The organism is Shigella sp. SIG3 (assembly GCF_053555855.1).
In genome coordinates this window covers 42,848-56,581 of the sequence record NZ_JBQZXE010000012.1, presented here as the reverse complement: position 1 = coordinate 56,581, position 13,734 = coordinate 42,848, and the positions used below count along the sequence as shown (strand labels likewise).

11 protein-coding genes are annotated in these 13,734 nt (G+C 52.9%); 10 read left to right on the top strand and 1 reads right to left on the bottom strand.

All coding sequences use genetic code 11. The features are described from left to right. Positions 1-333 precede the first annotated feature (333 nt). On the bottom strand, positions 334-597 hold the full coding sequence (gene rpsT, locus ACUU1I_RS04610) for a 30S ribosomal protein S20 (protein WP_001274021.1): 264 nt from the start codon (positions 595-597) through the stop codon (positions 334-336). Between the two features lie 102 nt (positions 598-699). Between rpsT and ACUU1I_RS04605 the strand changes: the two genes are divergently transcribed. From ACUU1I_RS04605 to carB, 10 genes are all read left to right on the top strand, one after another. After that, positions 700-918, top strand: a complete 219-nt coding sequence (locus ACUU1I_RS04605; RefSeq protein ID WP_001300728.1) for a DUF2575 family protein — start codon at positions 700-702, stop codon at positions 916-918. 7 nt (positions 919-925) lie between these two features. Further along, positions 926-1,867, top strand: a complete 942-nt coding sequence (ribF, locus tag ACUU1I_RS04600) for a bifunctional riboflavin kinase/FAD synthetase (RefSeq protein WP_000767329.1) — start codon at positions 926-928, stop codon at positions 1,865-1,867. A 42-nt stretch (positions 1,868-1,909) separates the two neighbouring features. Further along, positions 1,910-4,726 (top strand): isoleucine--tRNA ligase, encoded by a 2,817-nt coding sequence (ileS, locus tag ACUU1I_RS04595; protein ID WP_001286882.1) that lies wholly within the window; start codon positions 1,910-1,912, stop codon positions 4,724-4,726. Then, positions 4,726-5,220: a signal peptidase II gene (gene lspA / locus ACUU1I_RS04590; RefSeq protein ID WP_000083382.1), complete on the top strand. Its 495-nt coding sequence runs from the start codon at positions 4,726-4,728 to the stop codon at positions 5,218-5,220. Before ileS ends, lspA begins: the two co-directional genes overlap by 1 nt. Before the next feature lie 86 nt (positions 5,221-5,306). After that, positions 5,307-5,756 (top strand): FKBP-type peptidyl-prolyl cis-trans isomerase, encoded by a 450-nt coding sequence (gene fkpB, locus ACUU1I_RS04585; RefSeq protein WP_000004655.1) that lies wholly within the window; start codon positions 5,307-5,309, stop codon positions 5,754-5,756. A gap of 1 nt (position 5,757) precedes the next feature. Then, positions 5,758-6,708 (top strand): 4-hydroxy-3-methylbut-2-enyl diphosphate reductase, encoded by a 951-nt coding sequence (ispH, locus tag ACUU1I_RS04580; RefSeq protein ID WP_001166389.1) that lies wholly within the window; start codon positions 5,758-5,760, stop codon positions 6,706-6,708. Positions 6,709-6,773: 65 nt separating this feature from the next. Then, positions 6,774-7,688 (top strand): ribonucleoside hydrolase RihC, encoded by a 915-nt coding sequence (gene rihC / locus ACUU1I_RS04575; protein WP_001239124.1) that lies wholly within the window; start codon positions 6,774-6,776, stop codon positions 7,686-7,688. A gap of 166 nt (positions 7,689-7,854) precedes the next feature. Continuing rightward, positions 7,855-8,676, top strand: coding sequence for a 4-hydroxy-tetrahydrodipicolinate reductase (dapB, locus tag ACUU1I_RS04570; RefSeq protein ID WP_000543585.1), 822 nt, complete (start codon positions 7,855-7,857; stop codon positions 8,674-8,676). A 454-nt stretch (positions 8,677-9,130) separates the two neighbouring features. Beyond that, positions 9,131-10,279 carry a glutamine-hydrolyzing carbamoyl-phosphate synthase small subunit gene (carA, locus tag ACUU1I_RS04565; RefSeq protein WP_005086795.1) on the top strand — a complete coding sequence of 383 codons (1,149 nt, stop codon included), beginning with the start codon at positions 9,131-9,133 and terminating at the stop codon, positions 10,277-10,279. Positions 10,280-10,296: 17 nt separating this feature from the next. Continuing rightward, positions 10,297-13,518, top strand: coding sequence for a carbamoyl-phosphate synthase large subunit (gene carB / locus ACUU1I_RS04560; protein WP_001126371.1), 3,222 nt, complete (start codon positions 10,297-10,299; stop codon positions 13,516-13,518). The last annotated feature ends 216 nt before the right edge of the window (positions 13,519-13,734 follow it).

Below are 13,734 nucleotides of genomic sequence, written 5' to 3'. Positions count from 1 at the left end.
TACAAGGTCTAATGAGGAGATATTTATGAATGGTTAAAGTATATAGGAATTTAATTCAAAAATAGAGTGGTCTTAAGTTTAATACCTCAATGTGTATCACAATATCCATATTCTTTGTGGGGGAGTCTGGAGATTGAGTAGATATTCTTGTTCAGAATGTATCAGCCGATGGTTCTACGATTCTTAAGCCACGAAGAGTTCAGATAGTACAACGGCATGTCTCTTTTGACTATCTGGCAACCGGCAGTGTGTTCTCTCACGCATCACAAAAGCAGCAGGCATAAAAAAACCCGCTTGCGCGGGCTTTTTCACAAAGCTTCAGCAAATTGGCGATTAAGCCAGTTTGTTGATCTGTGCAGTCAGGTTAGCCTTATGACGTGCAGCTTTGTTTTTGTGGATCAGACCTTTAGCAGCCTGACGGTCCACGATCGGTTGCATTTCGTTAAATGCTTTCTGTGCAGCAGCTTTGTCGCCAGCTTCGATAGCTGCGTATACTTTCTTGATGAAAGTACGCATCATAGAGCGACGGCTTGCGTTGTGCTTACGAGCCTTTTCAGACTGAATGGCGCGCTTCTTAGCTGATTTGATATTAGCCAAGGTCCAACTCCCAAATGTGTTCTATATGGACAATTCAAAGGCCGAGGAATATGCCCTTTTAGCCTTCTTTTGTCAATGGATTTGTGCAAATAAGCGCCGTTAATGTGCCGGCACTCGTTACGTAGTGATGGCGCAGGATTCTACCAGCTTGCGGGGTGTGAATACAGCTTTTCCGCGATAAAAATTGCAGCAGGCGGTCAGTTTCTTCCCGTGATTTGCGCCATGGCAATGAAAAGCCACTTCTTTCTGATTTCGGTACTCAATCGCCGGTTAACCTTGACCGCTGTACAAGGTATACTCGGACGATTTTCACTGTTTTGAGCCAGACATGAAGCTGATACGCGGCATACATAATCTCAGCCAGGCCCCGCAAGAAGGGTGTGTGCTGACTATTGGTAATTTCGACGGCGTGCATCGCGGTCATCGCGCGCTGTTACAGGGCTTGCAGGAAGAAGGGCGCAAGCGCAACTTACCGGTGATGGTGATGCTTTTTGAACCTCAACCACTGGAACTGTTTGCTACCGATAAAGCCCCGGCAAGACTGACCCGGCTGCGGGAAAAACTGCGTTACCTTGCAGAGTGTGGCGTTGATTACGTGCTGTGCGTGCGTTTCGACAGGCGTTTTGCGGCGTTAACCGCGCAAAATTTCATCAGCGATCTTTTGGTGAAGCATTTGCGCGTAAAATTTCTTGCCGTAGGTGATGATTTCCGCTTTGGCGCTGGTCGTGAAGGCGATTTCTTGTTATTACAGAAAGCTGGCATGGAATACGGCTTCGATATCACCAGTACGCAAACTTTTTGCGAAGGTGGTGTGCGTATCAGCAGCACCGCCGTGCGTCAGGCGCTGGCTGATGACAATCTGGCTCTGGCAGAAAGTTTACTGGGGCACCCGTTTGCCATCTCCGGGCGTGTAGTCCACGGTGATGAATTAGGGCGCACTATAGGTTTCCCGACGGCGAATGTACCGCTACGCCGTCAGGTTTCCCCGGTGAAAGGGGTTTATGCGGTAGAAGTGCTGGGCCTCGGTGAAAAGCCGTTACCCGGCGTGGCAAACATCGGAACACGCCCAACGGTTGCCGGTATTCGCCAGCAGCTGGAAGTGCATTTGTTAGATGTTGCAATGGACCTTTACGGTCGCCATATACAAGTAGTGCTGCGTAAAAAAATACGCAATGAGCAGCGATTTGCGTCGCTGGACGAACTGAAAGCGCAGATTGCGCGTGATGAATTAACCGCCCGCGAATTTTTTGGGCTAACAAAACCGGCTTAAGCCTGTTATGTAATCAAACCGAAACACGGAACCGAGAATCTGATGAGTGACTATAAATCAACCCTGAATTTGCCGGAAACAGGGTTCCCGATGCGTGGCGATCTCGCCAAGCGCGAACCGGGAATGCTGGCGCGTTGGACTGATGATGATCTGTACGGCATCATCCGTGCGGCTAAAAAAGGCAAAAAAACCTTCATTCTGCATGATGGCCCTCCTTATGCGAATGGCAGCATTCATATTGGTCACTCGGTTAACAAGATTCTGAAAGACATTATCGTGAAGTCCAAAGGGCTTTCCGGTTATGACTCGCCGTATGTGCCTGGCTGGGACTGCCACGGTCTGCCGATCGAGCTGAAAGTAGAGCAAGAATACGGTAAGCCGGGTGAGAAATTCACCGCCGCCGAGTTCCGCGCCAAGTGCCGCGAATACGCGGCGACCCAGGTTGACGGTCAACGCAAAGACTTTATCCGTCTGGGCGTGCTGGGCGACTGGTCGCACCCGTATCTGACTATGGACTTCAAAACTGAAGCCAACATCATCCGCGCGCTGGGCAAAATCATCGGCAATGGTCACCTGCACAAAGGCGCGAAGCCGGTGCACTGGTGCGTAGACTGCCGTTCTGCACTGGCAGAAGCGGAAGTTGAGTATTACGACAAAACTTCTCCGTCCATTGACGTCGCTTTCCAGGCGGTCGATCAGGATGCGCTGAAAGCGAAATTTGGCGTAAGCAACGTTAACGGCCCAATCTCGCTGGTGATCTGGACCACTACGCCGTGGACTTTGCCTGCGAACCGCGCAATCTCTATTGCACCTGATTTCGACTATGCGCTGGTGCAGATCGACGGTCAGGCCGCGATTCTGGCGAAAGATCTGGTTGAAAGCGTAATGCAGCGTATCGGCGTGACCGATTACACCATTCTCGGCACGGTAAAAGGTGCAGAGCTTGAGCTGCTGCGCTTTACCCATCCGTTTATGGGCTTCGACGTTCCGGCAATCCTCGGCGATCACGTTACCCTGGATGCCGGTACCGGTGCCGTTCACACCGCGCCTGGCCACGGCCCGGACGACTATGTGATCGGTCAGAAATACGGCCTGGAAACCGCTAACCCGGTTGGCCCGGACGGCACTTATCTGCCGGGCACTTATCCGACGCTGGATGGCGTGAACGTCTTCAAAGCGAACGACATCGTCGTTGCGCTGCTGCAGGAAAAAGGCGCGCTGCTGCACGTTGAGAAAATGCAGCACAGCTATCCGTGCTGCTGGCGTCACAAAACGCCGATCATCTTCCGCGCGACACCGCAGTGGTTCGTCAGCATGGATCAGAAAGGTCTGCGTGCGCAGTCACTGAAAGAGATCAAAGGCGTGCAGTGGATCCCGGACTGGGGCCAGGCGCGTATCGAGTCGATGGTTGCTAACCGTCCTGACTGGTGTATCTCCCGTCAGCGCACCTGGGGCGTACCGATGTCACTGTTCGTGCACAAAGACACGGAAGAGCTGCATCCGCGTACCCTCGAACTGATGGAAGAAGTGGCTAAACGCGTTGAAGTTGACGGCATCCAGGCGTGGTGGGATCTCGATGCGAAAGAGATCCTCGGCGACGAAGCTGACCAGTATGTGAAAGTGCCGGATACTCTCGACGTATGGTTTGACTCCGGATCTACCCACTCTTCTGTTGTTGACGTGCGTCCGGAATTTGCCGGTCACGCAGCGGACATGTATCTGGAAGGTTCTGACCAGCACCGTGGTTGGTTCATGTCTTCCCTAATGATCTCCACCGCGATGAAAGGCAAAGCGCCGTATCGTCAGGTACTGACCCACGGCTTTACCGTGGATGGTCAGGGTCGCAAGATGTCTAAATCCATCGGCAACACCGTTTCGCCGCAGGATGTGATGAACAAACTGGGCGCGGATATTCTGCGTCTGTGGGTGGCATCAACCGACTACACCGGTGAAATGGCCGTTTCTGACGAGATCCTGAAACGTGCTGCCGATAGCTATCGTCGTATCCGTAACACCGCGCGCTTCCTGCTGGCAAACCTGAATGGTTTTGATCCAGCAAAAGATATGGTGAAACCGGAAGAGATGGTGGTACTGGATCGCTGGGCCGTAGGTTGTGCGAAAGCGGCACAGGAAGACATCCTCAAGGCGTACGAAGCATACGATTTCCACGAAGTGGTACAGCGTCTGATGCGCTTCTGCTCCGTTGAGATGGGTTCCTTCTACCTCGACATCATCAAAGACCGTCAGTACACCGCCAAAGCGGATAGCGTGGCGCGTCGTAGCTGCCAGACTGCGCTGTATCACATCGCTGAAGCGCTGGTGCGCTGGATGGCACCAATCCTCTCCTTCACCGCTGATGAAGTGTGGGGCTATCTGCCGGGCGAACGTGAAAAATACGTCTTCACCGGTGAGTGGTACGAAGGCCTGTTTGGTCTGGCAGACAGTGAAGCAATGAACGATGCGTTCTGGGACGAGCTGTTGAAAGTGCGTGGCGAAGTGAACAAAGTCATTGAGCAAGCGCGTGCCGACAAGAAAGTGGGTGGCTCGCTGGAAGCGGCAGTAACCTTGTATGCAGAACCGGAACTGGCGGCGAAACTGACCGCGCTGGGCGATGAATTACGATTTGTCCTGTTGACCTCCGGCGCTACCGTTGCAGACTATAACGACGCACCTGCTGATGCTCAGCAGAGCGAAGTACTCAAAGGGCTGAAAGTCGCGTTGAGTAAAGCCGAAGGTGAGAAGTGCCCACGCTGCTGGCACTACACCCAGGATGTCGGCAAGGTGGCGGAACACGCAGAAATCTGCGGCCGCTGTGTCAGCAACGTCGCCGGTGACGGTGAAAAACGTAAGTTTGCCTGATGAGTCAATCGATCTGTTCAACAGGGCTACGCTGGCTGTGGCTGGTGGTAGTCGTGCTGATTATCGATCTGGGCAGCAAATACCTGATCCTCCAGAACTTTGCTCTGGGGGATACGGTCCCGCTGTTCCCGTCGCTTAATCTGCATTATGCGCGTAACTATGGCGCGGCGTTTAGTTTCCTTGCCGATAGCGGCGGCTGGCAGCGTTGGTTCTTTGCCGGTATTGCGATTGGTATTAGCGTGCTCCTGGCAGTGATGATGTATCGCTCGAAGGCCACGCAGAAGCTAAACAATATCGCTTACGCGCTGATTATTGGCGGCGCGCTGGGCAACCTGTTCGACCGCCTGTGGCACGGCTTCGTTGTCGATATGATCGACTTCTACGTCGGCGACTGGCACTTCGCCACCTTCAACCTTGCCGATACTGCCATTTGTGTCGGTGCGGCACTGATCGTGCTGGAAGGGTTTTTACCTTCCAAAGCGAAAAAACAATAATAAACCCTGCCGGATGCGGCCTACAGATTGCTACGAAATCGTAGGCCGCATCCGGCAAAAATCCTCAAAAATAAGAGCAAACCTTCATGTCTGAATCTGTACAGAGCAATAGCGCCGTCCTGGTGCACTTCACGCTAAAACTCGACGATGGCACCACCGCCGAGTCTACTCGCAACAACGGTAAACCGGCGCTGTTCCGCCTGGGCGATGCTTCTCTTTCTGAAGGGCTGGAGCAACACCTGCTGGGGCTGAAAGTGGGCGACAAAACCACCTTCTCGCTGGAGCCAGATGCGGCGTTTGGCGTGCCGTCACCGGACCTGATTCAGTACTTCTCCCGCCGTGAATTTATGGATGCAGGCGAGCCAGAAATTGGCGCAATCATGCTTTTTACCGCAATGGATGGCAGTGAGATGCCTGGTGTGATCCGCGAAATTAACGGCGACTCCATTACCGTTGATTTCAACCATCCGCTGGCCGGGCAGACCGTTCATTTTGATATTGAAGTGCTGGAAATCGATCCGGCACTGGAGGCGTAACATGCAGATCCTGTTGGCCAACCCGCGTGGTTTTTGTGCCGGGGTAGACCGCGCTATCAGCATTGTTGAAAACGCGCTGGCCATTTACGGCGCACCGATATATGTCCGTCACGAAGTGGTGCATAACCGCTACGTGGTCGATAGCTTGCGCGAGCGTGGGGCTATCTTTATTGAGCAGATTAGCGAAGTGCCGGACGGCGCGATCCTGATTTTCTCCGCACACGGTGTTTCTCAGGCGGTTCGTAACGAAGCGAAAAGCCGCGATTTGACGGTGTTTGATGCCACCTGTCCGCTGGTGACCAAAGTGCATATGGAAGTTGCCCGCGCCAGTCGCCGTGGCGAAGAATCTATTCTCATCGGCCACGCCGGGCACCCGGAAGTGGAAGGGACGATGGGGCAGTACAGCAACCCCGAAGGGGGAATGTATCTGGTCGAATCGCCAGACGATGTGTGGAAACTGACGGTCAAAAACGAAGAGAAGCTCTCCTTTATGACCCAAACCACGCTGTCGGTGGATGATACGTCTGATGTGATCGACGCGCTGCGTAAACGCTTCCCGAAAATTGTCGGTCCGCGCAAAGATGACATCTGCTACGCCACGACTAACCGTCAGGAAGCGGTACGCGCCCTGGCAGAACAGGCGGAAGTTGTGTTGGTGGTCGGTTCGAAAAACTCCTCCAACTCCAACCGTCTGGCGGAGCTGGCCCAGCGTATGGGCAAACACGCGTTTTTGATTGACGATGCGAAAGATATCCAGGAAGAGTGGGTGAAAGAGGTTAAATGCGTCGGCGTGACTGCGGGCGCATCGGCTCCGGATATTCTGGTGCAGAATGTGGTGGCACGTTTGCAGCAGTTGGGTGGTGGTGAAGCCATTCCGCTGGAAGGCCGTGAAGAAAATATTGTTTTCGAAGTGCCGAAAGAGCTGCGTGTCGATATTCGTGAAGTCGATTAAGTCATTAGCAGCCTAAGTTATGCGAAAATGCCGGTCTTGTTACCGGCATTTTTTATGAAGAAAACATGCGTTTACCTATCTTCCTCGATACTGACCCCGGCATTGACGATGCCGTCGCCATTGCCGCCGCGATTTTTGCCCCCGAACTCGACCTGCAACTGATGACCACCGTCGCGGGTAATGTCTCGGTTGAGAAAACTACCCGCAATGCCCTGCAACTGCTGCATTTCTGGAATGCGGAGATTCCGCTCGCCCAGGGAGCCGCTGTGCCGCTGGTACGCGCACCGCGTGATGCAGCATCTGTGCACGGCGAATCGGGAATGGCTGGCTACGACTTTGTTGAGCACAACCGAAAGCCACTCGGGATACCGGCGTTTCTGGCGATTCGGGATGCCCTGATGCGTGCACCAGAGCCCGTTACCCTGGTGGCCATCGGCCCGTTAACCAATATTGCGCTGTTACTTTTACAATGCCCGGAATGTAAACCGTATATTCGTCGTCTGGTGATCATGGGCGGTTCTGCTGGTCGCGGCAACTGTACACCAAATGCCGAGTTTAATATCGCTGCCGATCCAGAAGCGGCTGCCTGTGTCTTCCGTAGCGGCATCGAAATTGTCATGTGCGGTCTGGATGTCACCAATCAGGCAATATTAACCCCTGACTATCTCGCTACTTTACCGGAGTTGAATCGCACCGGAAAAATGCTCCACGCCCTGTTTAGCCACTACCGTAGCGGCAGTATGCAAAGCGGTCTGCGAATGCACGATCTCTGCGCCATCGCCTGGCTGGTGCGCCCGGACTTATTCACCCTCAAGCCGTGTTTTGTCGCGGTAGAAACTCAAGGCGAATTTACCTCAGGCACGACGGTGGTTGATATCGACGGTTGCCTGGGCAAACCAGCCAATGTACAGGTGGCATTGGATCTGAATGTAAAAGGCTTCCAACAGTGGGTGGCTGAGGTGCTGGCTCTGGTGCCGTAACCTGTCACATGTTATCGGCATGCAGTCATTCATCGACTCATGCCTTTCACTGATATCCCTCCCTGTTTATCATTAATTTCTAATTATCAGCGTTTTTGGCTGGCGGCGTAGCGATGCGCTGGTTACTCTGAAAACGGTCTATGCAAATTAACAAAAGAGAATAGCTATGCATGATGCAAACATCCGCGTTGCCATCGCGGGAGCCGGGGGGCGTATGGGCCGCCAGTTGATTCAGGCGGCACTGGCATTAGAAGGCGTGCAGCTGGGCGCGGCGCTGGAGCGCGAAGGATCTTCTTTACTGGGCAGCGACGCCGGTGAGCTGGCTGGTGCAGGGAAAACAGGCGTTACCGTGCAAAGCAGTCTTGATGCGATAAAAGATGATTTTGATGTGTTTATCGATTTTACCCGTCCGGAAGGTACGCTGAACCATCTCGCTTTTTGTCGGCAGCATGGCAAAGGGATGGTGATCGGCACTACGGGGTTTGACGAAGCCGGTAAACAGGCAATTCGTGACGCCGCCGCCGATATTGCGATTGTCTTTGCCGCCAATTTTAGCGTTGGCGTTAACGTCATGCTTAAGCTGCTGGAGAAAGCAGCCAAAGTGATGGGTGACTACACCGATATCGAAATTATTGAAGCACATCATAGACATAAAGTTGATGCGCCGTCAGGCACCGCACTGGCAATGGGAGAGGCGATCGCCCACGCCCTTGATAAAGATCTGAAAGATTGCGCGGTCTACAGTCGTGAAGGCCATACCGGTGAACGTGTGCCTGGTACCATTGGTTTTGCCACCGTGCGTGCAGGTGACATCGTTGGCGAACATACCGCGATGTTTGCCGATATTGGCGAGCGTCTGGAGATCACCCATAAGGCGTCCAGCCGCATGACATTTGCTAACGGTGCGGTAAGATCGGCTTTGTGGTTGAGTGGTAAGGAAAGTGGTCTTTTTGATATGCGAGATGTGCTTGATCTCAATAATTTGTAACCACAAAATGTTTATTATGATGCAAAAGTAACACATTTAATTTATTAATTATAAAGGGCTTTAATTTTTAGCCCTTTTATTTTTGGTGTTATGCTTTTAAATTTTCTATAACTGCCAAAAATTACATGTTTCGTCTTCTATTTTTGTTGTTTTAATGTAAATTTTGACCATTTGGTCCACTTTTTCCTGCTCGTTTTTATTTCATGCAATCTTCTTGCTGCGCAAGCGTTTTCCAGAACAGGTTAGATGATGTTTTTGTCGCTTAATGCCTGTAAAACATGCATGAGCCACAAAATAATATAAAAAATCCTGCCATTAAGTTGACTTTTAGCGCCCATATCTCCAGAATGCCGCCGTTTGCCAGAAATTCGTCGGTAAGCAGATTTGCATTGATTTACGTCATCACTGTGAATTAATATGCAAATAAAGTGAGTGAATATTCTATGGAGGTGTTTTGATTAAGTCAGCGCTATTGGTTCTGGAAGACGGAACCCAGTTTCACGGTCGGGCCATAGGGGCAACAGGTTCGGCGGTTGGGGAAGTCGTTTTCAATACTTCAATGACCGGTTATCAAGAAATCCTCACTGATCCTTCCTATTCTCGTCAAATCGTTACTCTTACTTATCCCCATATTGGCAATGTCGGCACTAATGACGCCGATGAAGAATCTTCTCAGGTACATGCACAAGGTCTGGTGATTCGCGACCTGCCGCTGATTGCCAGCAACTTCCGTAATACCGAAGACCTCTCTTCTTACCTGAAGCGCCATAACATCGTGGCGATTGCCGATATCGATACCCGTAAGCTGACGCGTTTACTGCGCGAGAAAGGCGCACAGAATGGCTGCATTATCGCAGGCGATAACCCGGATGCGGCGCTGGCGTTAGAAAAAGCCCGCGCGTTCCCAGGTCTGAACGGCATGGATCTGGCAAAAGAAGTGACCACCGCAGAAGCCTATAGCTGGACACAAGGGAGCTGGACGTTGACCGGCGGCCTGCCAGAAGCGAAAAAAGAAGACGAGCTGCCGTTCCACGTCGTGGCTTATGATTTTGGTGCCAAGCGCAACATCCTGCGGATGCTGGTGGATAGAGGCTGTCGCCTGACCATCGTTCCGGCGCAAACTTCTGCGGAAGATGTGCTGAAAATGAATCCAGACGGCATCTTCCTCTCCAACGGTCCTGGCGACCCGGCCCCGTGCGATTACGCCATTACCGCCATCCAGAAGTTCCTCGAAACCGATATTCCGGTATTCGGCATCTGTCTCGGTCATCAGCTGCTGGCGCTGGCGAGCGGTGCGAAGACTGTCAAAATGAAATTTGGTCACCACGGCGGCAACCATCCGGTTAAAGATGTGGAGAAAAACGTGGTGATGATCACCGCCCAGAACCACGGTTTTGCGGTGGATGAAGCAACATTACCTGCAAACCTGCGTGTCACGCATAAATCCCTGTTCGACGGTACGTTACAGGGCATTCATCGTATCGATAAACCGGCGTTCAGCTTCCAGGGTCACCCTGAAGCCAGCCCTGGTCCACACGACGCCGCGCCGTTGTTCGACCACTTTATCAAGTTAATTGAGCAGTACCGTAAAACCGCTAAGTAATCAGGAGTAAAAGAGCCATGCCAAAACGTACAGATATAAAAAGTATCCTGATTCTGGGTGCGGGCCCGATTGTTATCGGTCAGGCGTGTGAGTTTGACTACTCTGGCGCGCAAGCATGTAAAGCCCTGCGCGAAGAGGGTTACCGCGTCATTCTGGTGAACTCCAACCCGGCGACCATCATGACCGACCCGGAAATGGCCGATGCGACCTACATCGAGCCGATTCACTGGGAAGTGGTACGCAAGATTATTGAAAAAGAGCGCCCGGACGCGGTGCTGCCAACCATGGGCGGTCAGACGGCGCTGAACTGCGCGCTGGAGCTGGAACGTCAGGGCGTGTTGGAAGAGTTCGGTGTCACCATGATTGGTGCCACTGCCGATGCGATTGATAAAGCAGAAGACCGCCGTCGTTTCGACGTAGCGATGAAGAAAATTGGTCTGGAAACCGCGCGTTCCGGTATCGCACACACGATGGAAGAAGCGCTGGCTGTTGCCGCTGACGTGGGCTTCCCGTGCATTATTCGCCCATCCTTTACCATGGGCGGTAGCGGCGGCGGTATCGCTTATAACCGTGAAGAGTTTGAAGAAATTTGCGCCCGCGGTCTGGATCTCTCTCCGACCAAAGAGTTGCTGATTGATGAGTCGCTGATCGGCTGGAAAGAGTACGAGATGGAAGTGGTGCGTGATAAAAACGACAACTGCATCATCGTCTGCTCTATCGAAAACTTTGATGCGATGGGCATCCACACCGGTGACTCCATCACTGTCGCGCCAGCCCAAACGCTGACTGACAAAGAATATCAAATCATGCGTAACGCCTCGATGGCGGTGCTGCGTGAAATCGGCGTTGAAACCGGTGGTTCCAATGTCCAGTTTGCGGTGAACCCGAAAAACGGTCGCCTGATTGTTATCGAAATGAACCCACGCGTGTCCCGTTCTTCGGCGCTGGCGTCGAAAGCGACCGGTTTCCCGATTGCTAAAGTGGCGGCGAAACTGGCGGTGGGTTACACCCTAGACGAACTGATGAACGACATCACTGGCGGACGTACTCCGGCCTCCTTCGAGCCGTCCATCGACTATGTGGTTACTAAAATTCCTCGCTTCAACTTCGAAAAATTCGCCGGTGCTAACGACCGTCTGACCACTCAGATGAAATCGGTTGGCGAAGTGATGGCGATTGGTCGCACGCAGCAGGAATCCCTGCAAAAAGCGCTGCGCGGCCTGGAAGTGGGCGCAACTGGCTTCGACCCGAAAGTGAGCCTGGATGACCCGGAAGCGTTAACCAAAATCCGTCGCGAACTGAAAGACGCAGGCGCAGAGCGTATCTGGTACATCGCCGATGCTTTCCGCGCGGGCCTGTCTGTGGACGGCGTCTTCAACCTGACTAACATTGACCGCTGGTTCCTGGTACAGATTGAAGAACTGGTGCGTCTGGAAGAGAAAGTGGCGGAAGTGGGCATCACTGGCCTGAACGCTGAATTCCTGCGCCAGCTGAAACGCAAAGGCTTTGCCGATGCGCGCTTGGCAAAACTGGCGGGCGTACGCGAAGCGGAAATCCGTAAGCTGCGTGACCAATATGACCTGCACCCGGTCTACAAGCGCGTGGATACCTGTGCGGCAGAGTTTGCCACCGACACCGCTTACATGTACTCCACTTATGAAGAAGAGTGCGAAGCGAATCCGTCTACCGACCGTGAAAAAATCATGGTGCTTGGCGGCGGTCCAAACCGTATCGGTCAGGGTATCGAATTCGACTACTGCTGCGTACACGCCTCGCTGGCGCTGCGTGAAGACGGTTACGAAACCATTATGGTTAACTGTAACCCGGAAACCGTCTCTACCGACTACGACACTTCCGATCGCCTCTACTTCGAGCCGGTAACTCTGGAAGATGTGCTGGAAATCGTGCGTATTGAGAAGCCGAAAGGCGTTATCGTTCAGTACGGCGGTCAAACCCCGCTGAAACTGGCGCGTGCACTGGAAGCCGCTGGCGTACCGGTTATCGGCACCAGCCCGGATGCTATCGACCGTGCGGAAGACCGTGAACGCTTCCAGCATGCGGTTGACCGTCTGAAACTGAAACAACCGGCGAACGCCACCGTTACTGCTATTGAAATGGCAGTTGAGAAGGCAAAAGAGATTGGCTACCCGCTGGTGGTGCGTCCGTCTTACGTTCTCGGCGGTCGGGCGATGGAAATCGTCTATGACGAAGCTGACCTGCGTCGCTACTTCCAGACGGCGGTTAGCGTGTCTAACGATGCGCCAGTGTTGCTGGATCATTTCCTTGATGACGCAGTAGAAGTTGACGTGGATGCCATCTGCGACGGCGAAATGGTGCTGATTGGCGGCATCATGGAGCACATCGAGCAGGCGGGCGTGCACTCCGGTGACTCCGCATGTTCGCTGCCAGCGTACACCTTAAGTCAGGAAATTCAGGATGTGATGCGCCAGCAGGTGCAGAAACTGGCCTTCGAATTGCAGGTGCGCGGTCTGATGAACGTGCAGTTTGCGGTGAAAAACAACGAAGTTTACCTGATTGAAGTAAACCCGCGTGCGGCGCGTACTGTTCCGTTCGTCTCCAAAGCCACCGGCGTACCGCTGGCAAAAGTGGCGGCGCGTGTGATGGCTGGCAAATCGCTGGCTGAGCAGGGCGTAACCAAAGAAGTTATTCCGCCGTACTACTCGGTGAAAGAAGTGGTGCTGCCGTTCAATAAATTCCCAGGCGTTGACCCGCTGTTAGGGCCAGAAATGCGCTCTACCGGGGAAGTCATGGGCGTGGGCCGCACCTTCGCTGAAGCGTTCGCCAAAGCGCAGCTGGGCAGCAACTCCACCATGAAGAAACACGGTCGTGCGCTGCTTTCCGTGCGCGAAGGCGATAAAGAACGCGTGGTGGACCTGGCGGCAAAACTGCTGAAACAGGGCTTCGAGCTGGATGCGACCCACGGCACGGCGATTGTGCTGGGCGAAGCGGGTATCAATCCGCGTCTGGTAAACAAGGTGCATGAAGGCCGTCCGCACATTCAGGACCGTATCAAGAATGGCGAATATACCTACATCATCAACACCACCTCAGGCCGTCGTGCGATTGAAGACTCCCGCGTGATCCGTCGCAGTGCGCTGCAATATAAAGTGCATTATGACACCACCCTGAACGGTGGTTTCGCTACCGCGATGGCGCTGAATGCCGATGCGACTGAAAAAGTAATTTCGGTGCAGGAAATGCACGCACAGATCAAATAATAGCGTGTCGTGGCGGATATTTTTCATCCGCTAATTTGATCGAATAACTAATACGGTTCTCTGATGAGGACCGTTTTTTTTTGCCCATTAAGTAAATCTTTTGGGGAATCGATATTTTTGATGACATAAGCAGGATTTAGCTCACACTTATCGACGGTGAAGTTGCATACTATCGATATATCCACAATTTTAATATGGTCTTGTTTAATTGCTTCA

Coding starts and splice junctions, on each gene's coding strand:
- ACUU1I_RS04605 (WP_001300728.1), top strand. CDS start 700: ATGTGCCGGCACTCGTTACGTAGTGATGGCGCAGGATTCTACCAGCTT.
- ribF (WP_000767329.1), top strand. CDS start 926: ATGAAGCTGATACGCGGCATACATAATCTCAGCCAGGCCCCGCAAGAA.
- carB (WP_001126371.1), top strand. CDS start 10,297: ATGCCAAAACGTACAGATATAAAAAGTATCCTGATTCTGGGTGCGGGC.
- ispH (WP_001166389.1), top strand. CDS start 5,758: ATGCAGATCCTGTTGGCCAACCCGCGTGGTTTTTGTGCCGGGGTAGAC.
- lspA (WP_000083382.1), top strand. CDS start 4,726: ATGAGTCAATCGATCTGTTCAACAGGGCTACGCTGGCTGTGGCTGGTG.
- ileS (WP_001286882.1), top strand. CDS start 1,910: ATGAGTGACTATAAATCAACCCTGAATTTGCCGGAAACAGGGTTCCCG.
- rihC (WP_001239124.1), top strand. CDS start 6,774: ATGCGTTTACCTATCTTCCTCGATACTGACCCCGGCATTGACGATGCC.
- dapB (WP_000543585.1), top strand. CDS start 7,855: ATGCATGATGCAAACATCCGCGTTGCCATCGCGGGAGCCGGGGGGCGT.
- fkpB (WP_000004655.1), top strand. CDS start 5,307: ATGTCTGAATCTGTACAGAGCAATAGCGCCGTCCTGGTGCACTTCACG.